This window comes from Megasphaera sp. An286 (assembly GCF_002163455.1).
In the GTDB taxonomy this organism is placed as follows: domain Bacteria; phylum Bacillota; class Negativicutes; order Veillonellales; family Megasphaeraceae; genus Megasphaera; species Megasphaera stantonii.
Genome location: NZ_NFIY01000002.1, coordinates 87,773 through 111,520, shown reverse-complemented (window position 1 = coordinate 111,520; position 23,748 = coordinate 87,773). Strand labels below are relative to the sequence as shown.

Annotated in this window: 25 protein-coding genes and 1 tRNA gene; 23 read left to right on the top strand and 3 right to left on the bottom strand. The window is 52.3% G+C overall.

Features of this window, described 5'->3' with window-relative positions; genetic code table 11:
* Positions 1-200: 200 nt before the first annotated feature.
* Positions 201-284: transfer RNA gene (locus B5F80_RS01735), tRNA-Leu, on the bottom strand.
* Positions 285-537: 253 nt separating this feature from the next.
* Between B5F80_RS01735 and B5F80_RS01730 the strand changes: the two genes are divergently transcribed.
* The 7 genes from B5F80_RS01730 (at position 538) to B5F80_RS01700 (ending at position 8,365) form a co-directional block, all read left to right on the top strand.
* Positions 538-1,161, top strand: coding sequence for an ECF transporter S component (locus B5F80_RS01730; protein ID WP_239386279.1), 624 nt, complete (start codon positions 538-540; stop codon positions 1,159-1,161).
* A gap of 233 nt (positions 1,162-1,394) precedes the next feature.
* Entirely contained in the window at positions 1,395-2,447 is a 1,053-nt protein-coding gene (gene mnmA / locus B5F80_RS01725) for a tRNA 2-thiouridine(34) synthase MnmA (RefSeq protein ID WP_087477093.1), read from the top strand.
* Positions 2,448-2,475: 28 nt separating this feature from the next.
* Entirely contained in the window at positions 2,476-4,278 is a 1,803-nt protein-coding gene (lepA, locus tag B5F80_RS01720; protein ID WP_087477092.1) for a translation elongation factor 4, read from the top strand.
* On the top strand, positions 4,275-5,396 hold the full coding sequence (gene hemW, locus B5F80_RS01715; RefSeq protein ID WP_087477091.1) for a radical SAM family heme chaperone HemW: 1,122 nt from the start codon (positions 4,275-4,277) through the stop codon (positions 5,394-5,396). The genes lepA and hemW overlap by 4 nt, the downstream gene beginning before the upstream one ends.
* 252 nt (positions 5,397-5,648) lie before the next feature.
* Positions 5,649-5,828, top strand: a complete 180-nt coding sequence (rpsU, locus tag B5F80_RS01710) for a 30S ribosomal protein S21 (RefSeq protein WP_087477090.1) — start codon at positions 5,649-5,651, stop codon at positions 5,826-5,828.
* Positions 5,829-5,854: 26 nt separating this feature from the next.
* Entirely contained in the window at positions 5,855-6,301 is a 447-nt protein-coding gene (locus B5F80_RS01705; RefSeq protein WP_087477089.1) for a GatB/YqeY domain-containing protein, read from the top strand.
* Positions 6,302-6,463: 162 nt separating this feature from the next.
* Positions 6,464-8,365 (top strand): glutamine synthetase, encoded by a 1,902-nt coding sequence (locus B5F80_RS01700; RefSeq protein WP_087477088.1) that lies wholly within the window; start codon positions 6,464-6,466, stop codon positions 8,363-8,365.
* Between the two features lie 73 nt (positions 8,366-8,438).
* On the opposite strand, the gene B5F80_RS01695 is transcribed toward B5F80_RS01700, so the two are convergent.
* A complete protein-coding gene (locus B5F80_RS01695; RefSeq protein WP_087477087.1) occupies positions 8,439-9,191 on the bottom strand; it encodes an exodeoxyribonuclease III in 753 nt (250 codons plus the stop codon).
* 179 nt (positions 9,192-9,370) lie between these two features.
* Between B5F80_RS01695 and B5F80_RS01690 the strand changes: the two genes are divergently transcribed.
* The 15 genes from B5F80_RS01690 (at position 9,371) to B5F80_RS01620 (ending at position 22,340) form a co-directional block, all read left to right on the top strand.
* Positions 9,371-11,008: a phosphoglucomutase gene (locus B5F80_RS01690; protein ID WP_087477086.1), complete on the top strand. Its 1,638-nt coding sequence runs from the start codon at positions 9,371-9,373 to the stop codon at positions 11,006-11,008.
* 202 nt (positions 11,009-11,210) lie between these two features.
* Positions 11,211-11,483: an ACT domain-containing protein gene (locus tag B5F80_RS01685; protein ID WP_087477085.1), complete on the top strand. Its 273-nt coding sequence runs from the start codon at positions 11,211-11,213 to the stop codon at positions 11,481-11,483.
* 12 nt (positions 11,484-11,495) lie between these two features.
* The gene (locus tag B5F80_RS01680) at positions 11,496-12,854 is read left to right on the top strand and encodes a PFL family protein (RefSeq protein ID WP_087477084.1); all 1,359 of its coding nucleotides are present in this window, start codon (positions 11,496-11,498) and stop codon (positions 12,852-12,854) included.
* 27 nt (positions 12,855-12,881) lie between these two features.
* Positions 12,882-13,919 (top strand): MraY family glycosyltransferase, encoded by a 1,038-nt coding sequence (locus B5F80_RS01675; protein ID WP_087477083.1) that lies wholly within the window; start codon positions 12,882-12,884, stop codon positions 13,917-13,919.
* Positions 13,920-13,954: 35 nt separating this feature from the next.
* Positions 13,955-15,103, top strand: coding sequence for a UDP-N-acetylglucosamine 2-epimerase (non-hydrolyzing) (gene wecB / locus B5F80_RS01670; RefSeq protein WP_087477082.1), 1,149 nt, complete (start codon positions 13,955-13,957; stop codon positions 15,101-15,103).
* Positions 15,104-15,304: 201 nt separating this feature from the next.
* Positions 15,305-15,580 (top strand): AtpZ/AtpI family protein, encoded by a 276-nt coding sequence (locus B5F80_RS01665; protein WP_087477081.1) that lies wholly within the window; start codon positions 15,305-15,307, stop codon positions 15,578-15,580.
* An 11-nt stretch (positions 15,581-15,591) separates the two neighbouring features.
* Positions 15,592-15,963, top strand: a complete 372-nt coding sequence (locus B5F80_RS01660) for an ATP synthase subunit I (RefSeq protein WP_087477176.1) — start codon at positions 15,592-15,594, stop codon at positions 15,961-15,963.
* 18 nt (positions 15,964-15,981) lie between these two features.
* On the top strand, positions 15,982-16,656 hold the full coding sequence (atpB, locus tag B5F80_RS01655; RefSeq protein WP_087477080.1) for a F0F1 ATP synthase subunit A: 675 nt from the start codon (positions 15,982-15,984) through the stop codon (positions 16,654-16,656).
* Between the two features lie 36 nt (positions 16,657-16,692).
* Positions 16,693-16,941: a F0F1 ATP synthase subunit C gene (atpE, locus tag B5F80_RS01650; RefSeq protein ID WP_087477079.1), complete on the top strand. Its 249-nt coding sequence runs from the start codon at positions 16,693-16,695 to the stop codon at positions 16,939-16,941.
* 42 nt (positions 16,942-16,983) lie between these two features.
* Positions 16,984-17,484, top strand: a complete 501-nt coding sequence (gene atpF, locus B5F80_RS01645) for a F0F1 ATP synthase subunit B (RefSeq protein ID WP_087477078.1) — start codon at positions 16,984-16,986, stop codon at positions 17,482-17,484.
* Between the two features lie 4 nt (positions 17,485-17,488).
* Complete coding sequence (gene atpH, locus B5F80_RS01640; RefSeq protein ID WP_087477077.1) at positions 17,489-18,055, top strand: ATP synthase F1 subunit delta; 567 nt, start codon at positions 17,489-17,491, stop codon at positions 18,053-18,055.
* On the top strand, positions 18,055-19,590 hold the full coding sequence (gene atpA / locus B5F80_RS01635; protein WP_087477076.1) for a F0F1 ATP synthase subunit alpha: 1,536 nt from the start codon (positions 18,055-18,057) through the stop codon (positions 19,588-19,590). Before atpH ends, atpA begins: the two co-directional genes overlap by 1 nt.
* 3 nt (positions 19,591-19,593) lie before the next feature.
* Positions 19,594-20,457, top strand: coding sequence for an ATP synthase F1 subunit gamma (atpG, locus tag B5F80_RS01630; protein WP_087477075.1), 864 nt, complete (start codon positions 19,594-19,596; stop codon positions 20,455-20,457).
* Between the two features lie 38 nt (positions 20,458-20,495).
* Positions 20,496-21,914: a F0F1 ATP synthase subunit beta gene (gene atpD, locus B5F80_RS01625; RefSeq protein WP_087477074.1), complete on the top strand. Its 1,419-nt coding sequence runs from the start codon at positions 20,496-20,498 to the stop codon at positions 21,912-21,914.
* Positions 21,915-21,917: 3 nt separating this feature from the next.
* Positions 21,918-22,340 (top strand): F0F1 ATP synthase subunit epsilon, encoded by a 423-nt coding sequence (locus B5F80_RS01620; protein ID WP_087477073.1) that lies wholly within the window; start codon positions 21,918-21,920, stop codon positions 22,338-22,340.
* 107 nt (positions 22,341-22,447) lie between these two features.
* On the opposite strand, the gene B5F80_RS01615 is transcribed toward B5F80_RS01620, so the two are convergent.
* Positions 22,448-22,936, bottom strand: a complete 489-nt coding sequence (locus B5F80_RS01615) for a transposase (protein WP_087477072.1) — start codon at positions 22,934-22,936, stop codon at positions 22,448-22,450.
* Between the two features lie 306 nt (positions 22,937-23,242).
* On the opposite strand from B5F80_RS01615, the gene B5F80_RS01610 reads away from it, so the two are divergent.
* Positions 23,243-23,719 (top strand): GNAT family N-acetyltransferase, encoded by a 477-nt coding sequence (locus B5F80_RS01610; protein ID WP_087477071.1) that lies wholly within the window; start codon positions 23,243-23,245, stop codon positions 23,717-23,719.
* Positions 23,720-23,748 lie beyond the last annotated feature (29 nt).

Below are 23,748 nucleotides of genomic sequence, written 5' to 3'. Positions count from 1 at the left end.
GAGAATAACGAGATACGATGTGGGTGTATTAGTATATGGAAAAAAGCTATTTTTAGGATTGCAACGACGGCAGCACCGGTGCGGGAGAATATGAGAATTGCTGATGTTCTGGTGATGGGGTCAAAATGGGGGCAAAGACACCAAATGTTATGGGGACAACGAAAAACGGCAGAACCAGCAACTGCTGATTCTGCCTGAGTTGGTGCGAGTGAAGGGACTTGAACCCTTACGTCGTACGACGCCAGATCCTAAGTCTGGTGCGTCTGCCATTCCGCCACACTCGCTCAATATGACAGGCAATAGTTTACCATATTTCAGCCTTCTTTTCAAGCTTGTGGTAATTTTCACAAATTTTGCAAAATCTATTGGCAAGGGTCAGCAAGTATGATATACTACGCATGGTTGCTGCAGGCCTGTATGTGTCATGATCCAGTTGGCATCTGAAGAGCGAGACTGGAAGAGGGCCTGAAAGCAGCGCTGTGATACGATGTGCGACTTGTATCTTTGTTTTGAAGAGCGAGAACGGAGGAACTATGTATGCAAAAAGAAATGGGTGTCAAAGCGCCGGGCGGCGTCCGTAAACGGGCCTTGCTGACGACGCGGGAGCTGACTATCGTCGGCATGCTGTCGGGAATTACGATGTTGTTAGGCCTGACGGGGTATGGATTCATTCCCCTGCCGCTGATGAAAGCGACGATCCTGCATGTGCCTGTTATTATCGGCGCTCTGGTAGCCGGGCCGCGCGTCGGCGTTATGGTTGGCTTTATCTTCGGCTGCTTCAGTATTTTCCAGGCGATTACGACGCCTGTCGTATTGTCCTTCGCCTTTTTAAATCCGCTGATTTCCGTCGTTCCCCGCGTACTGATCGGCTTGGGGACCTATTATGTGTATAAAGCCGTATGGAAGGCGATTCACAAGGAATCGTTCAGTCTGGCTGTTGCCGGCTTTATCGGATCGGTCATCAATACGGTCGGCGTTATGGGCGGTATTTACTTGATTTATGCAAAGGACTTTGCCGAGCTCCGCAATATTCCCCTGGATAACGTCGTCAACATCATCGTAGGCGTCTGCCTGTTCAACGGGATTCCCGAAGCCGTGGTGTCGGCCGTTATTACCGTGCCGGTGGTCATCGTGCTGAAAAAGGTTATAAAAAACAGATAAGATGTGATTTTCAAAGGGCTGCACTGTGATGCGGCCCTTTTTTATGCGGCTGTTACTAGCCACTGCCAATATATTATGATATTATTAATAATAGGCTTCAATACAGGAAGCTTTGACTACTATGTGGTACATAAGCGGCGGCTCCTGGAGCAAACGGGCGCCGGCCGCTGTATTGTCTTGCAGAGACGGCAGATGCGGCAGAGCCGCGTCGTGCAAAAAGGGGGGAATATACCATGCAGAAACGAGTTGCCGTTGCCATGAGCGGCGGCGTGGACAGTTCCGTTACAGCGGCGCTGCTGAAACGAAAGGGATATGATGTCATCGGCATTACGATGCGCCTGTGGGACGGCGAAGCGGCGGAAAAAAGCGCCGCCGATGCCAAGGCGGTAGCCGATATATTGGGAATTCCCCATGACACGCTGGACTTTAGCGACACCTTCCGGCGCGATGTCGTAGAATATTTTATTGACGCTTACGGCCGGGGAAAGACGCCCAATCCCTGCGTCGCCTGCAATCGGTGCGTTAAATTTGGCCGGCTGTGGGACGAAGCGCGCCGTCGAGGCGCCGACCTGCTGGCGACGGGGCATTATGCCCGCACGGCCTACGATACGGAACGGGGCGTGTATACGCTGCTTCGCGGTTCAGACCGGCGCAAGGATCAATCGTACGTGCTGTATCAGCTGACGCAGGATTTGCTTCCCCACGTCTTGTTCCCTATGGCTGATTTTGAAAAAAGCGATACGCGGGCAATGGCGCAGGAATGGGGGTTGCCCGTGTTTAATAAACCGGAGAGCCAAGATATTTGCTTTATTCCCGACAATGACTATAAGGGATTTCTGCGCCGGGAACGGGCCGGCATGTTTAAGGCCGGAAATTTTGTCGATGCAGACGGCCAAGTCATCGGCCGGCACGAAGGCATTCCGGCGTATACAATTGGCCAGCGCCGCGGCTTGAATTTGGGCGGTCCCGGCGGGCCGTATTACGTTACGGCACTGGATGTGGCTCGTAACCAGGTCGTCGTCGGTTCGAACGACGATTTATTTTCTGCAGAGGTACGGGCTGAAGGCGTATCGTGGGTAGAAGGAGAGCCTGAAGGGCGCTTCCGTGCTTTGGGAAAAATACGCTATGCCGCCAAGGAATCGCCCTGCACGGTCCAACCGGAAGAACACGGCCATATCTGCGTTACTTTCGACCAGCCCCAGCGGGCGGTCACGGCGGGACAGGCACTGGTCCTGTACGACGCCGAGACGGGCGACCGCGTTTTAGGCGGCGGCATCATTATGTAAATTGAAATACTGAAAGAGGAGAGATAACGTGGCGACAAAATATATTCGCAATTTTTCAATTATTGCCCATATAGACCATGGGAAATCGACGCTGGCCGACCGGCTGCTGGAACGGACAGGAACCGTTTCGCAGCGTGAAATGGAAGATCAGCTGCTCGATACGATGGATTTGGAACGTGAACGAGGCATTACCATCAAAGCCCAGTCGGCGCGTCTCATGTACGATGCGAAAGACGGTCATCAGTACACGCTGAACTTGATCGACACGCCGGGCCATGTCGACTTCAACTACGAAGTATCCCGCAGCCTGGCGGCCTGCGAGGGGGCGCTGCTCATCGTCGACGCAACGCAGGGCGTAGAAGCGCAGACATTGGCAAACGTGTACTTGGCCTTGGAACATGATTTGGAAATCATTCCTATCATCAATAAAATTGACTTGCCCAGCGCCGATCCCGACCGGGTGCGTAAGGAAATTGAAGACCTCATCGGGCTGGACGCGTCGGAAGCTATACTGGTCAGCGCGAAGACCGGCGTCGGCATAGACGACGTGCTCGAAGCGATCGTAAAGCACGTTCCCGAGCCGGCTGACGCTCCCGACAAACCGTTGCGGGCTCTTATTTTCGACTCCCATTTCGACCCGTACAAAGGGGCTATTGCCAACATCCGCATCATGGAAGGCAGCGTCAAGCCTGGCGACCGCATCCGCATGATGGCTTCAGGCAAGGAGTTCGAAGTCATCGAAACGGGCGTTTTCCTGCCGCAGATGTATCCCGTGCCGTCGCTGGAATGCGGCAGCGTAGGCTATTTAGCTGCCAGCATGAAGAACGTTCGCGACTGCCGCGTCGGCGATACGGTGACGCTGGCCGATAATCCGGCGTCGGAAGCCCTGCCGGGCTACCGCAAAGCCGTGCCGATGGTATACTGCGGCTTATATCCCGTTGAAACGAACGATTACGATAACCTGCGCGACGCCCTGGAAAAGCTTCACCTCAACGATGCGGCCCTGTTATTTGAACCGGAGACGTCGACGGCCTTGGGCTTTGGTTTCCGCTGCGGCTTTCTGGGCCTGCTACACATGGACGTCGTCCGCGAACGATTGGAGCGGGAATACGGCCTGACGCTGATTACGACGGCTCCGTCTGTTATTTACCACGTGTACTGCACGGACGGCACGATGGTTGAGGTAGACAACCCGGCTCTCATGCCGGATATGACGAAAATCGATCATATCGAAGAACCCTTCGTCAAGACGACGATTATCATTCCGAAGGAAATGGTCGGCACGGTCATGGAAATTTCCCAAAATCGCCGCGGCCAGTATGAGACGATGGACTATCTCGATGAAACGAGAGTTTCCCTTGTATATAATCTTCCGTTGTGTGAAATATTGTACGACTATTTCGATGTTTTGAAATCGGCGACGCGAGGGTATGCGTCTCTTGATTACGAGCTCAACGGGTATCAGTCCTCGCCTATGGTGAAGATGGATATCCTCATCAACGGCGAAGTCGTCGACGCCCTGAGCGTCATCGTGCATCGCGAATTTGCCGCCCGCCGCGGCCGGGCTCTCGTCGAAAAGCTGCGCAGCCTCATTCCGCGCCAGCTGTTCCAGATCCCCATCCAGGCCGCGCTGGGCAACAAGATTATTGCCCGGGAAAACGTCGCGGCCCTGCGCAAGGACGTATTGGCCAAGTGCTACGGCGGCGATATTACGCGTAAGCGCAAGCTGCTGGAAAAGCAGAAAGAAGGGAAGAAGCGCATGAAGCAGTTCGGCACCGTCGAAATTCCTCAGGAAGCCTTCATGGCCGTCCTGCAGGTAGACGACAAATGATCGGCCTGTACGTGCACGTCCCGTTTTGCGTCAAAAAATGCCGGTACTGCGACTTTCCGTCGTACAGCGGCGTCGAATCGTATATCAATGCCTACGTCGACGCCGTATGCCGCGAAATCAGCCTGTTTACCCGCGGGGAGCAGGCTGATACTGTTTATTTCGGAGGCGGTACGCCGTCGCTGCTGCGGGCCGGCCAAATCGGCTCCATCATGAAATGCCTCGAGGCGCGTTTTGACATTGCCGCCGATGCAGAAATTACAGTGGAGGCGAATCCGGACAGCGTGAGCCGCCAGTACGTCCGCGAGCTGGCGGCTCTTGGCGTCAACCGCATGAGCCTCGGCATTCAGTCCTTCGACGACGGCATGCTGCGCTTTCTCGGACGGGTTCACACGACAGACGAGGGAAAACGAGCTGTGCAGGCCGTTTGGGACGGCGGCGTCAGAAATATTTCCATCGACCTCATGTACGGCCTGCCGGGGCAGACGGAAGAGATGGTCTGCGCCGATATGGAAGTGCTGGCGTCCTTGCCCGTATGCCACGCGTCCATATACAGCCTTATCGTAGAAGAGCATACGCCCTTGTGGGATGATTTGCGCAAAGGCCGCTGCCTTCTTCCGAACGACGAGGAGATAGAACAAATGGGGCAGGCCGTTCATCGGGCTATGCACCGGTTGGGCTTTTCGCACTATGAAATTTCCAGCTATGCCAAGGACGGCTGTTTGTCCCGGCACAACTGCAAGTATTGGCAGTACGAACCGTACATCGGCTTCGGGCCGTCGGCTCATTCTTTTTATCATGACGAACGCTGGGCTAATATTGCGAATATTCCCCTGTATATCCGCAAGGCCGGCAGGGAAGACGCGGCGGCGGAACGCGTTGTCATTGACCGAAACCGAGCCGTCGAGGATTATTGTTTTTTAGCCCTGCGCATGCGCAAAGGCATTGACTACGCCGATTTTCGGCAGCGCTTCGGCTGTTCTGTAGAAGACGAGTTTACCGACGTGCTACATCGTCTTCTGTCACAGAAACTGTTGGAGGTAACGCCAGCCGGCTGCCGCATGACTGCCTTGGGCCGGGATTATGGGAATTACGTATTCAGTCAATTTATTCGCGAGTAGGCGGGATATTACGATATTTTTACTGCAATATAGAGCCTATTTGACAGATTTATGTTGTCTCCATCGTACGATGCTCCTGCCGAAAGGGGATAACAATACGGCGAAACAGCTCATGACTGCTGGCTTTGCGGCCTGTGTAACGATGCAAGGGCGGTCAGTCAGTCCCATTTGACAAAATGACTCATTTTGAGTATAATTTCATTGTGTGCAATAAAAGCACTCCCTAACATAATTTGGAGGGAGGGATAATAGATGGCAGAAATCAAAGTAGGTAAAAACGAAACGTTGGACAGCGCACTTCGCCGCTTCAAGCGTTCTTGCCAAAAGGCAGGTGTTCTCTCCGAAGTACGGAAACGCGAACACTATGAAAAACCGAGTGTACGGAGAAAGAAAAAATCCGAAGCAGCACGTAAACGGAAATACAGAGCATAATCGTCAACAGTAAGAAGGGTGATACCATGTCTCTAAAGGAACAACTGCTTCAGGACATGAAAGACGCAATGAAAGCGAAAGAAGCAGGAAAGACGGCGTTATCGGTGATCCGCATGGTCCGCTCGGCTATCCGCAATACGGAAATCGACGGCAAATGCGAATTAGACGACGCCGGCGTCGGAGCAGTCATTGCGAAAGAAATGAAACAGCGCAAAGAATCGTTGGCAGATTTTGAAAAGGCCGGCCGCGCCGATCTGGTAGAACAGGTAAAGGCAGAAATGGCTGTCCTGGAAAAGTATATGCCCAAGCAGCTTTCGGAAGATGAAATCCGGAAGATCGTGACGGACATCGTCGCCGGAAACGACGGCATGAAGATGGGCGACGTCATGAAGGCGGTTATGCCGCATGTAAAGGGCAAGGCCGACGGAAAAGTTGTTTCAGCTATTGTCAAAGAAATTTTACAACATAATTAGTTTTTATCATAAAATATATTGACAAATAAACTAATTGATTGTATTATTTTAACATGATTTACGACAACAAAATCATGTATGCAAAGTCAAAGAAGACTTCGAACCTATATCTGAAAAGATAGCAGGGGCGGAGTCTTTTTGTATTAAAAGGAGGATGTACCTATGGTAAAAGATGATTTGGTATACGTAATTCCGGCAGGACAGTATGGCAAGGAAGGCGTGCTGGCGTTATTGGAACAGCACCCGGAAATTAAATTCGTATCTCTCGTCGGTGTCGATCTGGCTGGCAACGATACGGATGAAAAGATTCCTATTTCCGTATTTTTCGACGATTATGAAAAATTCTTCAACGGTACGGCTGTGCAGACTGATGGTTCTTCTGTCGTACTTCCCGGGATTGCTACATTGTCGGACGCTCGCGTCGATATGAAAGCAGATCCTGGCGTCAACTGGTTCGTAGACTACAACGACGGTAATATCGACCCGGCTACGGGCCGTCCTGTAGGCACGCTGCGTATTCCGAGCTTTTTGTGCCATGCGACGGGCTACATCGATTCCCGTTCGATTCTCCGCAATACGACGGATTATGTTGGCGAACAGATATTAGCGCTGATTAAAAAATACGGGATTAAAGGCTTGTCTGTAAATCCTGACGACATCGAAAAAATCGTATTCACGACAGCGACGGAATTGGAATTCTGGGTCAAGACGCCGAGCCAGGACGTAGAAACGCGCCTCCTTTCGGCTTCTCAGAAATTGCAGGAACAGTACTGGCAGCGTACGCACGGCGTCGTCCGCACGGCCTTGGAACAGACTGTCGAACGCCTTGAAAAATACGGGCTCAATCCTGAAATGGGCCATAAGGAAGTCGGCGGCATTAAAGCTCAGATTGACGATTCGGGCAAATTGATTTTCGTATTGGAACAGATCGAAGTCGACTGGGCATTTACCAACGATCCCGTACAGACGGCGGACAACGAAATCCAGGCCCGCATCATCGTCCGCGAAGTATTCCGCGAAAACGGCCTTGAAGTTACCTTCCAGGCCAAACCGATTCAGGGTGTTGCCGGCTCCGGCGAACACACCCACTTTGGATTGGGCGCTATCTTAAAGAGCGGCAAGTTCGTCAACCTGTTCAACCCCGACGATATGAATGAAGAATTTATGTCGTCCCTCGGCTACGGCGCTATCATGGGCATACTGAAGCACTATGAAGTCATGAATCCCTTCGTTTCGGCGACGACGGACTCGCTGAACCGCTTGAAACCGGGCTTTGAAGCACCGGTCTGCATCGTAACGTCCCTGGGCGGCGAAACGCCGGACGTTCCTACCCGTAACCGTTCCGTCCTGATCGGCTTGATTCGCAACACCGAAAGCCCGAAGGCTACACGCTTCGAGCTGCGCGCTCCCAACCCCTTTACCAACACGTATATCGCCATCGCCATGGGCTACCTCAGCGCTCTCGACGGCATCAAGTACGCCCTTTCCAGCGGCAAGACGCCGGCCGAATTGTTGGCTGAACTGTCCAAGAAACCGGGCGAAGCCGCCGATTATCTGGAAACCGACCGGGCATATCGCTCTGAAGTCGACGTATTTGAAGAATTCACGGCAGCGGAACGGGACGCCATGTTCGGTAAAGCTCCACGCACCGTATGGGAAAACTTCAAAGCCCTCGAACTCCATCCGGAAAAATTGGATACCTTGGCCTGCCCGGCTTTTGAAAAGCGCATCATGGAATCGTTTAAATTGGGCGCCCTGAATCGCTGGGCCTTGGAACTGCAGTTCCGTATTATCCCCGACAACTTGTCCAAGGTCATTTCGGCAAAACCGCTGCACATGGAAGCCGATACCAATCCGCTGGAAGCCGAACGGTGGACGAAGATCAACGCCCTCCGCACGGAATTAGGCCGCGATACGGATAAGAGCTTGTCCATCTTCTCCAAGATTAAAAAGGCCTTGGCCGCTAACGACTACGACGCCGCTTCGGACCTCATGGTCGTCATGAATGACAAGATGGATGAACTGACCGATTTGTATTATGAATACTCTCACAACGCATTTTAATAAATAGAAAAATATGCATGCAAATACCCCTGCCGCACCGGCAGGGGTATTTCTATAAAGGCAGGTATACGATTTACTTCAGCACTAATCCGACTGGGCAGTGGTCGCTGCCTGTGATGTCGGTGTAGATTTCGGCTTGTTCTAACCGGCTGTCCAAATCTTTGGACGTGATGAAATAGTCAATGCGCCATCCGGCGTTGTTCTGACGGGCTTTGAAGCGATAGCTCCACCAGGAGTACACGCCTTCTTTGTCAGGATAGAAATAGCGCCACGTGTCTGTAAATCCGGCGGCCAGCAGTTCTGTCATCTTCTGCCGTTCTTCGTCGGAAAAGCCGGCGTTTTTGCGGTTGGTCTTGGGATTTTTTAAGTCGATTTCTTCGTGGGCCACGTTCAGGTCGCCGCACAGCACGACAGGCTTGGTTTTGTTGAGCTCGACGAGATAGCGGCGAAAATCGTCTTCCCAGGTCATGCGGTAGTCGAGACGGGCTAGTTCCGACTGACTGTTGGGGGTGTAGCAGGTGACGAAGTATATGTCATCGAATTCCAGCGTAATCAGGCGGCCTTCATGGTCGTGTTCGTCGATGCCCATGCCGTACGAGCAGGACAGGGGCTTGCGTTTCGTAAAGATGGCCGTGCCGCTGTAGCCCTTCCGGTCGGCGTAGTTCCAATACTGCTCGTAGCCGGGCAAGTCCAGATCAATTTGACCTTCCTGGAGCTTTGTTTCCTGCAGGCAGAAAATATCGGCGTCCAGAGCGGAAAAAACATCCATAAATCCTTTTTTCATTACGGCGCGCAGGCCGTTTACATTCCAGGAAATGCATTTCATGGGTCTTCATCCTTTCTTTGGATAACTTACTGTCGTAATTCAAGAAAATTTGGTATAATAAACATAAAATATTACTTTTGCAGCATGCTGCAAGCAGTAAATGTAAGTTTGCCTTTATATTGCATTCTTATTGTATAGAAAAGCAGTATGCTTGTCAAAATCGAATCAGGTGATCAGAAATGGCAGTACATGAATTAGCAGGAACGAAAGTAAGAAAAGAGGATTATATTGATTTGCAGGCTATTGCGGCGGCCTATGCCAATACTCATCCTGACGTAAGCGATCCGCATCAGCAGGTGCGCTTTGGCACGTCGGGCCATCGCGGACAGGCTGGAAACGGCAGCTTTACGGCCGACCACGTCGCGGCTATTGCCCAGGCTGTCTGCAACTTCCGCAAGCAGTTCGGCGCAGAAGGCCCCTTGTTCGTCGGTGAAGATACCCACTATTTGTCCAAGCTGGCCTATGAAACGGTCTTGGGCGTATTGGCGGCTAACGGCGTTACGGCTTATGTAGACAGCGAAAATGACTTTGTGCCGACGCCGTCCGTATCGCGGGCCATTCTCCGCTACAATGACTGCCGCAGCGAAAAGCTGGCCGACGGCTTGATCATTACGCCGTCCCATAATCCTCCCGAACACGGCGGTATCAAGTACAACCCGATTACCGGCGGCCCGGCAGAGTCGGATATTACCAAGGCGATTGAAGCGGAAGCAAACCGCCTGCTGGCCGGCCACAACGCCGAAGTCAAGAGCATGTCCTATGAAGACGCGAAGAACAGCCAGTGGGTCGTGCCGTACGACTACAAGGGCCTGTATGTGGCAGAACTTGAATCCATTATCGATATGGACGCTATCCGCGGCGCGAACCTGCGCATTATGGTCAACGCCCTGGGCGGCTCGGGCATGAATTACTGGCACAAGATTTCGGAACAGTATCATATTCCCATCGACTTCGTCAATGATACGTACGATCCGCAGTTTACCTTTATGAATTACGACCATGACGGCAAGGTCCGCATGGACTGCTCGTCGGCATACGTCATGTCGGCTGTTACGCAGAGCAAGGACAAATACGACCTGATTTTGGCCAACGACCCGGACTACGACCGTTTCGGCATCGTTTCCGGCGCGCAGGGCATGATTTCGGCCAACGCTTACCTGACGGTGGCGTCCCACTATCTGATGACTCACCGCAACTTTGCCGGACGGGGTATCGCCAAGACCGTTGTCACGACGGATATGCTGGCCCGCTCGGCGGCTATGCTCGGTATTCCCTGCTACGAAGTGCCCGTCGGCTTTAAATATTTCGGCTCCTTGTACACGGAAGGTAAAATCGCCTTTTCCGGCGAAGAAAGCGCCGGCGGCTCCTTTGTCGCGAAAGACGGCAGCGTCTGGACGACGGATAAAGACGGCATGATCATGTGCCTCTTAGCTGCGGAAATCAAGGCCGTTACGGGCAAATCGCCTATCGACTACTACAATGATTTGTGCGAAAAGCTGGGCCGTCCGTACACGATGCGCAGCGATGCGCCGGCGACGCTGGAAGAAAAGGATCAGATCAGCTCCCTGACGGAAAGCGACGTTACGGAAAAGACCCTGTGCGGCAGTGAAATCAAGGCGGTGCTGTCCAAGTCCCCATACGGCGACTTCGCTATCGGCGGCGTCAAGATCGCGACCGACGACGGCTGGGTAGCGGCGCGCCCGTCCGGTACGGAAGATCTGTACAAGCTGTATGCAGAAAGCTTCGTATCCCAGGAACAGGCGGCGGCGCTGCTGGAAGAAGGCAAGGCGCTGATTTCCAAGGCTTTGGCTAAATAAGACAATACTATACCTTAACGGAAAGAAGAAAGGACGGGCGAAAGCGTGTCCTTTCTTTTCCGGGGAATTTCCGTAAGCGGCGCGGCGAAACGGCGCTATTATGTGGCGTAGCAGTAGAATTTTGCGATTGACTTATGGTATAATAAAGGGCATGGTAGATTAGAAAGAAATTAAAGATATGCAATAAAGGAGTGGAATCCCCATGAAAGTTGTTATCACCGTAGTCGGAGTAGACCGGACTGGCATTATCGCTACAGTAAGCCAGGTCATGGCAGAACACCAGATTAATATTATGACGATAAATCAGGTCATTTTGGACGGTATTTTCAATATGGCGATGATCGTAGACATGGAGCAGTCGACCGTCGATTTGGAAGGCCTTCAGGCTATCCTGCGGGAAAAGGGCGACGCCCTGGGCGTAGAAATCCGGGCGCAGAACCAGGCCATTTTCGATGCGATGCATCAAGTAGGATAAGGAGAACCGGGTATGCTGACAATCCATGACGTATTAGAAACGAATCAAATGATACAGAAGAATAATCTGGACGTCCGTACGATTACGATGGGGATTAGTCTTCTTGACTGCTGTTCCAGCGACGGCAAGGTATTATGCCGCAATATTTACGATAAAATCACGTCGTACGGCGAGAACCTCGTCAAGACGGGCGAAGACATTGCCCGCGAATACGGCGTGCCGATCATTAACAAGCGCGTAGCCGTTACGCCTATCAGCCTGGTAGCCGGAGCCAGCGATTTGACGAATTACGTTGAAATCGCCAGAACGCTCGACAAGGCGGCGAAGGAAATCGGTATCGACTTCATCGGCGGTTTTTCCGCGCTGGTGGAACGGGGCTTTACGGACGGCGACCGCCGTCTCATCGACTCCATCGCCGAAAGCCTGGCCTGCACCGATTTGGTATGCAGCTCCGTTGCCGTCGGCTCGACGAAAGCCGGCCTCAACATGGATGCCATCGCTGAAATGGGCCGGGTATTCAAGGATTTGGCCGAACGGACGAAGGATAAGGATGCCTTAGGCTGCGCGAAATTGGTTGTATTTTCCAACGCCGTTGAAGACAACCCCTTCATGGCCGGCGCCTTCCACGGCGTGACGAACGGCGACTGCTGCGTCAGCGTCGGCGTCAGCGGACCGGGCGTCGTCAAACGGGCATTGGAAAATGTCAAGGGCGAACCTTTCGATGTCGTTGCCGAAACGATCAAGAAGACGGCCTTCAAGATTACCCGCGTAGGGCAGCTCGTCGCCATGGAAGCGTCGAAGCGGCTCAACGTTCCCTTCGGCATCATCGACCTGTCCTTAGCTCCTACGCCGGCTGTCGGCGACAGCGTAGCCGACATTTTGGAAGAAATGGGTCTTGAAAGCTGCGGCGCCTGCGGTACGACGGCGGCTCTGGCTTTGCTGAACGACGCAGTGAAAAAGGGCGGCCTCATGGCTTCGTCCCGCGTCGGCGGCTTGTCGGGCGCGTTTATTCCTGTCAGCGAAGACAAGGGGATGCTGGAAGCCGTCGGCAGAGGCAGCCTGACCTTGGAAAAACTGGAAGCTATGACCTGCGTGTGCTCCGTCGGCCTCGACATGATCGCCATTCCCGGCGATACGTCGGCGGCGACGATTTCCGCTATTATTGCCGATGAAGCGGCTATCGGCATGATTAACAACAAGACGACAGCCGTCCGCGTCATTCCCGTTCCGGGCAAAGACGTCGGCGATACGGTTGAATTCGGCGGCCTTCTTGGCTACTGCCCGATTATCAACGTAAATAAATACAAGTCGGACGCATTTATCGCCCGCGGCGGACGCATCCCTGCACCGATGCGCAGTCTGACAAACTAATGATGTTACGGAAAGTAGGCGTGTGTTGTGCTTGAATATTTTGTGCCGTTTTTGATTGCCCTCATAGTTGCATATGTATTGACGCCAGGCGTTAAAAAGTTGGCAATTAAAGTCGGCGCCGTTGACAAACCTAATGCGAGAAAGGTCCATACTCACGCCATACCGCGGCTGGGCGGGCTGGCTATCTACGTCGGCTTCATGGCGGCCGTACTCTTTTGCGTACCCGTGCGCCACGAGCTGCTGGGCCTTCTCCTGGGATGCACGGCTATCGTCGCCTTGGGCATTTGGGACGATATCTGCAATATTCCGGCTAAAGTAAAATTAGTCGGACAGATCGTTGCGGCATGTATTCCCATCGCCTTTGGAATTCAGATCGAATGGCTGACAAATCCCTTCGGCACGCTCATCGTGCTGCCGGAGCTCGTCGCTATTCCGGTGACGATTTTCTGGATTATCGGGTTTACGAATACGGTAAATCTGATCGACGGCCTGGACGGATTGGCGGCCGGCGTGTCGTTTATCGCGTCGGTATCGATGTTTTTGCTGGCCTATACGATGAACCAATACCTGCCGGCTATGATCATCGTCGCAATGGCCGGAGCGGCTCTCGGCTTTTTGCAGTACAATTTTAACCCCGCCAAGATTTTCATGGGCGATACGGGAAGTATGCTGCTGGGCTATACGATGGCCGTCGCAGCTGTGCTGGGGCTGGTTAAGACGGCGGCGACGATCGCGTTGGTAGTGCCGCTCATCGCTCTGGGCCTGCCCATTTTGGATACGTTATTCGCCATTATCCGCCGCAAGATGAGCGGCGTGCCCATTTTTCAGCCTGATAAAGGACATCTGCACCATCGCCTGCTGGCTTTAGGCATGTCGCAGAAGCAAGCTGTATTGATCATGTATTTCGTCAGCATCGTTCTGGGGATCGTAGCCCTGTTTGTCGCTAACGTAAGCTATCAGACGGGCATTGCGACGGTAGTGGTCGTCCTTGCTGTGATTATTTATACGGCGAAACGCCTTGGCATATTGCAAAAAACAACGGCCAATTCTACCCGCAAAGAATAGGCGGGTAGAATTGTTTCGTCTAAGGAGGTATTTCTATGATTAAGGTAATGACTGTATTCGGCACGCGTCCGGAAGCGATCAAGATGGCTCCGGTCGTACTGGAACTGAAAAAGCATGCCGATAAAATCCAGACAGTCGTGGCCGTTACAGCCCAGCACCGGCAGATGCTGGATCAGGTGCTGGAGTTATTCCGCATCGAGCCTGATTATGATTTAGATATTATGTCGCAGGGACAGACGTTATACGACATTACGACGAAATCCCTCATGGGGCTGAAATCCGTGTTGGAACAGGAAAAGCCGGATATCGTCCTCGTTCACGGCGACACGACGACGACCTTCGCCGGAGCCTTGGCGGCGTATTATCAGCAGATTCCCGTAGGCCACGTGGAAGCGGGCCTGCGCACGGGCAATATATATTCGCCCTTCCCGGAAGAAATGAACCGCAAGCTGACCGGCTCCATCGCAGCCATTCATTTTGCGCCGACGGCGACAGCGAAAGCCAACCTGCTGAAAGAAGCCGTAGCGGAAAAAAATATCTATGTCACGGGCAACACGGTAATCGACGCCTTGATGAAGACCGTCGACCCGGCCTATACCTTTGAAGACGAAATGCTCAATCATATCGATTTCCTGCGCCACCGGGTCATCCTGATGACGACGCACCGCCGGGAAAACCTGGGCGAGCCGATGCGCCATATCTATAAGGCCCTGCGGAGCATCGTAGAGGAAATTCCCGATACGGAAGTCGTGTTCCCGGTGCACCGCAACCCGCTGGTGCGAAAAGTCGTAGAAGAAGAATTATCCGGCGCAGACCGTATTCATCTCATCGATCCGATGGAATACGAGCCCTTCGCCAACCTTATGAATAAATGCAGCCTTGTGTTGACCGATTCAGGCGGTATTCAGGAGGAAGCCCCGTCTTTGGGCAAGCCGGTGCTGGTGCTGCGCGATACGACGGAACGGCCTGAAGCCGTGGCAGCTGGTACAGTACGCCTTATCGGAACGGAAAAAGACGTGGTGTATCGCGAAACGAAGCGCCTGCTGACGGATCGGCACGCTTACGATACGATGAGCAACGCCGTCAATCCCTATGGCGACGGGAAGGCTTCGCAGCGCATCGTTCAGGCCATCCTGCGCGACTTCGGCGGAGAAGAAACGGTGCTGGAAGAATTTTCTCTATAACAATAATGTATAAAGAGACGCCGGTTCATGCCTAAAAAGATATGCATATATTTCTTTTGTTAATAGAAAATATTGACAAATTTAAAATGTTGCTTTTAAATTTTTTCCATGCTAAAATAATTCAATAGCGATTGCGGGTAACGCAACGTCGATATTCGCAACCGCTACTATGCCATCAACGGAAACAGAGGTGTCTGCAGCATGAAGCGGAGGCGTACTGAATCTCATGATGACAATGCAAATCAGATGAAGCTCTGGAATATCGTTGCAATTGCCGGTTCCTTAGGTCTGACCTTGTTTGTCTGCATCTGCGCGGGCGTAGCGTTAGGACGTTTTATTGACTCACATGCCGGAACGGCGCCGTGGGGCATGATTGTGTGTTCCCTCATAGGCGCCGCGTCTGGTTTTTTGTCCTTGTATAAGAAAGCCGTGCGCTTGAATGAAGACAAGCCGTCTCATATGGAAAAAGACAAATAAGGGTGGTGCTGGTGGAAGAATTTGTAAGGTATGTAAAAGCGACGTTGTGCAAGCTCATCGGATTTACATGTTTTGTCGCTGCCGTCCTTGCCGTAAGCGGGGAAACGCAGTACATTACGGGCTGGTGTATCGGCAACGGAATCAACATCGCCTATTTTTTGATGCTGACCAGCCGCTCTGCGCGAGCCGTACAATTACCGCCGGCGCGGGCTGTCGCCTTGATACGGGGCGGCGCCGTCCTGCGTCTTGTCATGATCGCGCTGGTATTAATCGTCGTGGCGCAGTTCCCGTCTATTCATTTTGGGGCTGCTGTAGCCGGATTGTTTACCTATCGGGTGACGATTTTTGCCGACATGCTGATCCGGCATGTACGCCAGCGGTAAAGAAAGGAGGTAAAACGTATGGAATTACATACGGGGCATCATTGGGTCGTCCAGATCCTTGGGATGAACGTCAATATGGATACGATTATCATGACGTGGATCGTCGGTATCTTAGTCATCATCGTTTCCTTGGCAGCCACGCGAAAGCGGTCTCTCGTCCCGTCAGGGATGCAGAACGCCATGGAAATGGTTGTCACGGCGCTTCTCGCCCAGTTTAAGGAAACCCTTGGCCCCAAGTACAGTCAGGTTGTATCTATCTTACTGACCATGTTTCTGTTCATCTTGTTTTCCAACGAATTGGGGCTCTTGCCGACAAACCATCTTCTGGCGTCGCCTACGAACGATTTGAATACGACCGTAGCCTTGGCGCTGGTATCTTCTGCGATGGTTCATGTTATCGCATTGAAAAACCAGGGTGTGAAGAAGCACTTTAAGCACTTCTTCCAGCCATTTGCTCCCTTTGTCATCATCAATGTGCTGGAAGAATTTACAAAGCCGCTGACGTTGGCTTTCCGTCTTTTCGGCAACATTCTGGCCGGGGAAATCCTGTTGGAAGTACTGTACTTCCTCGTTCCGGCAGGCGTGCCGATTGTCTGGCTGATCTTCAGCTTGTTCATCGGCTTAATTCAAGCGTTTATTTTTACTATATTGACGACATCGTACTTAGCTCCTTCCTTCCAGGGCGGGCATTAAACTACATTGTATATCGTATTTAGGAGGTCATTGATTATGGAAAATGCATTGATATTAGGGTTATCGGCTCTTGGCGCAGCAATTGGTATCGGTTTGGCAGCTCTCGGCGCTGCAGTCGGCGACGGCCACGCTGCTTCTAAAATGCTGGAAGGCGTAGCACGTCAGCCTGAAATGGGCGGCAAGCTGCTGACCAACTTCCTCATTTCCGTCGGCTTGATCGAATCCATGCCTATTATCGCAGCCGTTATCGCCATCGTGCTCGTATTTGCCAATCCCTTTATTTAATGGTGGAGGAACTGGATTCCATCATGAAAGGAGGGTGTTACGTTGGTTAGTTTAACCGAAGGAACGTTGTTGTTCCAAATTATCAACTTCTTTATCTTAGTGGCTATTTTGGCAAAATTTGCGTATAAACCGCTGCTGAAGGTTTTGGAAGAACGCCGCAACAAGATCGAATCGGATCTCGACGCCGCGGCCCAGGCCAGAGAAGCGGCGGCGCAGCTGCAGGCCGAATACGAAGCGCAGCTCCGCAGCGCCCGCGCCGAAGCCCAGGCTATTATCGATAAAGCCGTAAAGCAGGCTGATAAAGAGGCGCAGGCCCAGCTCAGCGCAATACGCGAACAGATTGCCCGGGAAAAACAGATTGCCCAAGCGGAAATTGCAAACGAACGGGAAGTTGCTATCCGGGAAATGCGCAACGAAGTAGTAACGCTGTCTATGGCTGTGGCAGAAAAGCTGCTTAAAAAGAATCTGGACCCGGATATGAATGCAAAACTGGTTGCAAACTGCATCGATCAGCTTCAGGAAAACCGCGTAAAGGGGAACTGACGCTATGATACCGGAAGTCGTATACAGCAAATACAGCCAGGCTATGTTCGATATTGCAAAAGAACAGGGCAAACTTGATATATTTGGAACAGAGTTGAAAGCTGTCCGCGATGCCATGCAGGAAAATCCTGATTTGCAGAAGTTTATCTGCCATCCGCTCATACAGCCCGGCGTAAAGAAGGATACGCTGCAGAAAATATTTGCCGGCGACGTAGAGCCGCTGGTACTGCAGTTTCTCTACGTCATGATCGACAGGCGGCGCGAAGCGGCTATTGTTCCCGCTATCGACGGGTTTATCGACCTGGCGCGGGCGGCGCAGAACATCGAAGTCGCGAAGGTGCGCGTCGTCAAGGCGCTGACGGCGGCGGAAGAAGAAAAACTGGTTGCCGGATTGGAAAAGATGACAGGCAAGAAGATCGAGCCGCTGTATTACATCGATCCGTCTATCATCGGCGGCATGGTCATCCAGATTGGCGACAGATTAATAGACGGCAGCCTTGCGCGGCAGCTGCGTGATATGCAGCAGTCTCTTCTGCAGGCTGGCGTAACGAATGGGGTGACGGACGAATAATGAAGATGAAGCCAGAAGAAATTACGGCTATAATTAAACAGCAAATTGAAAATTATAATGTGGAGATGAACGTCGATGATATCGGCACCGTTCTGGAAGTCGGGGACGGCATCGCCCACGTTTACGGTTTGGATAAAGCCATGTCCGGGGAATTGCTGGAACTGCCTCGCGGCGTATACGGCATGGCCCTGAACTTGGAAGAAGACAACGTCGGCGCCGTACTGCTCGGCGACGACTCCCTGATTAAAGAAGGCGACACGGTACGCCGCACAGGCCGCGTCATGCGCGTTCCCGTAGGCGAAGCTATGATTGGTCGCGTCGTAAACCCCTTGGGTGCGCCTATCGACGGCAAAGGGGAAATCAAGACGACAGAATCCCGTCTTGTCGAAGTGCAGGCGTCAGGTATTGCCGACCGTCAGCCTGTAAAGGTACCTCTTCAGACGGGGCTTAAATCTATCGATTCCATGGTTCCTATCGGACGGGGCCAGCGTGAATTGATCATCGGCGACCGCGGTACGGGCAAGACGGCTATCGCTATCGACACGATTTTGAATCAGAAAGACAGCGGCGTTATTTGCGTTTACGTCGCTATTGGACAAAAAGCCTCGACGGTTGCCCGCGTCGTCCGTACTTTGGAAGAAAACGGCGCGATGGCGTATACTATCGTCGTCGCCGCTACGGCATCTGACGGCGCGCCGCTCCAGTATCTGGCTCCGTATTCAGGCGTATCTATCGGCGAATACTTCATGTACCAGGGCAAGGACGTCCTCTGCGTATATGACGACTTGTCCAAACACGCCCAGGCATACCGTGCCATGAGCTTGCTGCTCCGCCGTCCGCCTGGACGTGAAGCCTATCCCGGCGACGTATTCTACTTACATTCCCGTCTGCTGGAACGGGCAGCAAAGCTTTCTGATGATTTGGGTGGCGGCTCCATTACAGCCTTGCCGATCATTGAAACGCTGGCCGGCGACTTGTCGGCGTACATCCCGACAAACGTTATTTCCATTACGGACGGTCAGATATTCCTCGAAACGGAAGCCTTTAACTCCGGTATCCGTCCGGCTATCAACGTCGGCTTGTCCGTATCCCGCGTAGGCGGCTCCGCCCAGATTAAGGCTATGAAGAAAATTGCCGGTACCCTTCGCTTGGATTTGGCGCAGTACCGCGAATTGGCGGCCTTCGCCCAGTTTGGCTCTGACCTCGATAAGAGCACAAAGGCCCAGATCGATAAAGGCGAACGGACGATGCAGCTCTTAATTCAGCCGCAGTATCATCCTATGCCGGTCGAAGACCAGGTTATGCAGATTTATTTGGCCGTTAAAAACTACCTCATGCCGATTCAGGTATCGGAAGTACAGCAGTTTGCCGACGGCTTCATCACGTTCATGCATACCAATTATCCGGAAGTCGGCGAAAGCATCAAGACGACGAAGGAACTCGGCCAGGACGCAGAAGCAACCCTCCAGAAGGCCATCGGCGAATATACGAAGCAGTATAGCGCCACCCATGAGCTGATTAAAGAGGAGGAATAATCTATGCCGAGTGCACGCGAAATAAACCGGCGGATCAAATCCGTTACGAATACTCAGCAGATTACGAAAGCCATGAAAATGGTATCGTCTGTACGACTGCGCCGTGCACAGGAAAGGGCGTTGGCCACAGCGCCGTATACGGAAAAAATCGAAGGCATGCTGCAGCGCTTGGCAGCGGCGTCTACAGGCGAAAAAGTCGCCTTGTTTACGCCTCATGACGAAGTGAAGAAGACGTGCTATATTATCGTCGGGGCTGACAAAGGCCTGGCAGGCGCGTTTAATTCTAATATCAACAAGGCCATGGTTGCCGTGCTGAAAGATAAGCCCCGCAGCGCTTCGATGCTGCTCGTGACAGGCCGTAAGCCTGCTGAATATTTAAAGCATTTGCATATCGTGCCGGACCAGAAGTGGACGGGCTTTTCCGATAAGCCGCAGTTCACCGATGCCCAGCAGATTGCCCATGTTGCTACAGAACAATTTTTGGCTGGCGAAGTTGACGAAGTATATATCATTTATACGAAGTTTAAGTCAGCCTTATCGCAAGAAGTACAAACCGTCAAAATGCTGCCTATTTCGCAGCAGGACGGCTCTGAAAAAACCGGTCCGAAAGAAGAGTATCTCTTTGCGCCGGATGCCCATCAGGTCTTGGAATCGCTTTTGCCCCAGTATCTGGACATGCTTGTGTACAACAGCCTGCTCCAGTCGGCGGCCAGCGAGCTCGGGGCCCGTATGACGGCTATGACGTCGGCAACGGATAATGCAGGCGAGCTGATCGACAGATTGACTGTCCATTATAACAAAGTCCGTCAGGCCGGCATTACGAACGAACTGACAGAAATTGTCAGCGGTGCTAATGCCCTGCAGTAGGGCGTGAGTAAAACTAAGAAAGAGAGGAGAGCCTCTTCATGAGCAATAACATTGGGAAAGTAATCCAGGTCATCGGCCCGGTTATTGACGTGCGGTTTGCTTCCGAAGCAGATTTGCCCGCCATTTACACTGCCCTTCACGTCACCGGCGGGGAAGGCGAACAGGCTGTCGACTTGGTAGCAGAAGTTATGCAGCACTTAGGCGACGACGTCGTCCGCTGCGTTGCTATGAGTTCTACAGACGGTCTCGTCCGCGGCATGGCTGCGGAAAATACAGGCGGCCCTATTAAGGTTCCCGTCGGCAAGGGCGTGCTGGGACGTATTTTCAACGTTCTCGGCCAGACTGTCGACAAGGTAGACGAAGTAGTAGAAGCTGAAGACTATTGGCCTATTCATCGGCCGGCTCCGAAATTTGAAGACCAGTCTACAGGCACGGAAATTCTCGAAACGGGCATTAAGGTCGTCGACCTCATCGCACCGTATGCCAAAGGCGGCAAGATTGGCTTGTTCGGCGGCGCCGGTGTAGGCAAGACCGTTCTCATCATGGAATTGATTCACAACGTTGCTACGGAACACGGCGGCTACTCCGTATTTACCGGCGTAGGCGAACGGACCCGCGAAGGCAACGACTTGTGGAACGAAATGAAGGAATCGGGCGTTATCAGCAAGACCGCTCTCGTATACGGCCAGATGAACGAACCGCCTGGAGCCCGTATGCGCGTCGGCCTGACGGGCCTTACGATGGCTGAATATTTCCGCGATAAAGAACATCAGGACGTGCTCCTGTTCATCGACAATATTTTCCGTTTCATTCAGGCCGGTTCGGAAGTATCGGCACTGCTGGGCCGAATTCCTTCGGCTGTTGGGTATCAGCCGACGTTGGGGACGGACGTAGGCGCGCTGCAGGAACGCATCACGTCGACGAAGAACGGCTCCATCACGTCTGTACAGGCCGTATATGTCCCTGCCGACGATTTGACGGACCCGGCTCCGGCTGCGACCTTTGCCCATTTGGATGCGACGACCGTATTGTCCCGTCAGATTGCCGAATTGGGCATTTATCCGGCCGTCGATCCCCTGGATTCGACGTCTCGTATTCTCGATCCCCATATCCTCGGCGAAGACCATTATCAGACGGCCCGCGCCGTTCAGGCTATTTTGCAGAAGTACAACGACCTGCAGGATATCATCGCTATCCTCGGTATCGATGAATTGTCGGAAGAAGACAAGCTCACCGTTGCCCGGGCTCGTAAGATCCAGCGTTTCCTGAGCCAGCCTTTCTCCGTCGCCGAACAGTTTACTGGTCAGCCGGGCCGTTATGTACCGCTGAAAGATACGATTGCCGGCTTTAAGGAAATTCTGTCGGGCCGATGCGATGACATGCCGGAACAGGCGTTCTACATGGTAGGCGATATCGAAGAAGCATATGAAAAGGCCAAGACTCTGAAAGGAGAATAGGCTATGGCAGAAAAAGGAAAGACTATCCGTTTGGAAGTAATTACTCCCGATGCTGCCGTATTAAACGAAGATGTGGAATTCGTCCTCGTGCGGGCCTTAGACGGCGATTTGGGCATTATGCCCAATCACGCGCCGCTCATCGCGTCTTTAGATATCTGCCCGCTTATGTACGATGTAGGCGGCCAGCGCCATTGCCTGAGCGTAGCTTCCGGATTTTTGGAAGTGAGCAATAATGCGATTACCGTCATTACGCCGGCGGCGGAAAAGCCTGAAGACATTGACGTCGAGCGGGCAGAAGCAGCCCAGCAGCGGGCGGAAGCATTGCTTCACAGCCAGCGGAAGGACATAGACGTACATCGGGCGGAAATGGCGCTCAAGCGCGCTTTGTGCCGCTTGGACACGGCAAAAAAATACGGCGGACATTAAAAAATGCTGCATATAAAAGAGAAGCAGAACATGAGATTTCTCATTTCTTGCTTCTCTTTTTTTTGCAGCATGAAAGACTTTATGTTTTGAAAATCATGTGGCTTGTGTCAAACTTTTGGAGAATAGGGGCGCGGCAAAAACGTGTTCAGGCTGTCGTAATGCCAGCGGGTTTTATGTTCCCGTATGTTTTGGCTCAGTGCAAGCTGCGTGTGTTCTCGCTGCACATAGTGACTTGAATAGGATGTTTCCCAGATCGGTTCGTTTGCATGCTGTGCTTTCAGCATGTGTTGGGCCATAGTGTGTTTGCAGTGCGATATGAACCATTTGACGACGCGGTCGTTGCATCGCCTGTACAAGACGAGCAGATGCACGTGATTGGGCATGATGACGTAATCCTGAATCAGAACGAGCTGAGATGAAAGCTTCAGCTTCCGCAGCCCTTCCTCCGCGGCCATTCCCCATACCGTCGGCTGCCAGACGAATCCGTTTTTATCCTTATAAATCCTTCCGAGAGTAGTCTGCTTTTCGTGCGTGCAGAGTGTGATGAATTGGACGCGATGGGCCGGCCAGGGAGAGTTTGTTTTGTTAGTATTCATAAGTCGGTCACCTCCAACAGATGTTATATGTCATTATATAGGATGAAAATAAAACTAAAATTAAAAAAACGAAGAATGTACATTAAATTTTAATTAAAAAATGATATAATGATAATGTATATTGAAATTCGGCCAGCTTGAATAAAATGAAGAAACGTTATTAGCAGCTTTCTATTTATAAACTTTGTGAACACATTGCTTATGCACTTGGCAGCAGCATAGGACTGCAAAAAATAAGGAGATTAGAAATTACAGATTTTGTTATAATACATATATAGACAGTATTCATGCAAGGGAGGCAGGATTATGCAGATTGTGTTGGCCTATGACAAATTGGACGATATACGGCAGCTGTTTCAGGAATATACGGCCATGCTGGTCGAGACGGATGAGACGGTAAAGGCTTGTCTGGCGGCGCAGGGCTACGGCGATGAGCTGGATCATGCAGAGGAAAAATACGGCTTGCCTGACGGGCGGCTGTACGGCCTCTGCGGCGACGACGGGCGTCTCGTAGGCTGCGCGGCCATTCACCGTCTCGATGAGACATGCTGCGAGCTGAAACGGCTGTATATTCAGCCGGCTTGTCGGGGACAAGGCCTGAGCCGGCTGCTTATGGAGCAGTGCATCGGCGAGGCGAAGCAGATCGGTTACAGGCAGATGCGGCTGGACACGCTGCCCTTTATGACGGTGGCCATCGGCCTCTACCGACAGTACGGATTTTACGAAATCCCGCCGTACTATGATAATCCCATTCCGGCTATTTTCATGCAGAAGGACCTGTAAGAAACGGCTTGACTTGAAGCGCCCTCCAT

What these genes read in the sequence shown, in the direction of transcription:
- B5F80_RS01730 (WP_239386279.1), top strand. Translation starts at nt 538, where the DNA reads ATGCAAAAAGAAATGGGTGTCAAAGCGCCGGGCGGCGTCCGTAAACGG.
- mnmA (WP_087477093.1), top strand. Translation starts at nt 1,395, where the DNA reads ATGCAGAAACGAGTTGCCGTTGCCATGAGCGGCGGCGTGGACAGTTCC.
- hemW (WP_087477091.1), top strand. Translation starts at nt 4,275, where the DNA reads ATGATCGGCCTGTACGTGCACGTCCCGTTTTGCGTCAAAAAATGCCGG.
- rpsU (WP_087477090.1), top strand. Translation starts at nt 5,649, where the DNA reads ATGGCAGAAATCAAAGTAGGTAAAAACGAAACGTTGGACAGCGCACTT.
- B5F80_RS01705 (WP_087477089.1), top strand. Translation starts at nt 5,855, where the DNA reads ATGTCTCTAAAGGAACAACTGCTTCAGGACATGAAAGACGCAATGAAA.
- B5F80_RS01700 (WP_087477088.1), top strand. Translation starts at nt 6,464, where the DNA reads ATGGTAAAAGATGATTTGGTATACGTAATTCCGGCAGGACAGTATGGC.
- B5F80_RS01695 (WP_087477087.1), bottom strand. Translation starts at nt 9,191, where the DNA reads ATGAAATGCATTTCCTGGAATGTAAACGGCCTGCGCGCCGTAATGAAA.
- B5F80_RS01690 (WP_087477086.1), top strand. Translation starts at nt 9,371, where the DNA reads ATGGCAGTACATGAATTAGCAGGAACGAAAGTAAGAAAAGAGGATTAT.
- B5F80_RS01685 (WP_087477085.1), top strand. Translation starts at nt 11,211, where the DNA reads ATGAAAGTTGTTATCACCGTAGTCGGAGTAGACCGGACTGGCATTATC.
- B5F80_RS01680 (WP_087477084.1), top strand. Translation starts at nt 11,496, where the DNA reads ATGCTGACAATCCATGACGTATTAGAAACGAATCAAATGATACAGAAG.
- wecB (WP_087477082.1), top strand. Translation starts at nt 13,955, where the DNA reads ATGATTAAGGTAATGACTGTATTCGGCACGCGTCCGGAAGCGATCAAG.
- B5F80_RS01665 (WP_087477081.1), top strand. Translation starts at nt 15,305, where the DNA reads ATGAAGCGGAGGCGTACTGAATCTCATGATGACAATGCAAATCAGATG.
- atpB (WP_087477080.1), top strand. Translation starts at nt 15,982, where the DNA reads ATGGAATTACATACGGGGCATCATTGGGTCGTCCAGATCCTTGGGATG.
- atpE (WP_087477079.1), top strand. Translation starts at nt 16,693, where the DNA reads ATGGAAAATGCATTGATATTAGGGTTATCGGCTCTTGGCGCAGCAATT.
- atpH (WP_087477077.1), top strand. Translation starts at nt 17,489, where the DNA reads ATGATACCGGAAGTCGTATACAGCAAATACAGCCAGGCTATGTTCGAT.
- atpA (WP_087477076.1), top strand. Translation starts at nt 18,055, where the DNA reads ATGAAGATGAAGCCAGAAGAAATTACGGCTATAATTAAACAGCAAATT.
- atpG (WP_087477075.1), top strand. Translation starts at nt 19,594, where the DNA reads ATGCCGAGTGCACGCGAAATAAACCGGCGGATCAAATCCGTTACGAAT.
- atpD (WP_087477074.1), top strand. Translation starts at nt 20,496, where the DNA reads ATGAGCAATAACATTGGGAAAGTAATCCAGGTCATCGGCCCGGTTATT.
- B5F80_RS01620 (WP_087477073.1), top strand. Translation starts at nt 21,918, where the DNA reads ATGGCAGAAAAAGGAAAGACTATCCGTTTGGAAGTAATTACTCCCGAT.
- B5F80_RS01615 (WP_087477072.1), bottom strand. Translation starts at nt 22,936, where the DNA reads ATGAATACTAACAAAACAAACTCTCCCTGGCCGGCCCATCGCGTCCAA.
- B5F80_RS01610 (WP_087477071.1), top strand. Translation starts at nt 23,243, where the DNA reads ATGCAGATTGTGTTGGCCTATGACAAATTGGACGATATACGGCAGCTG.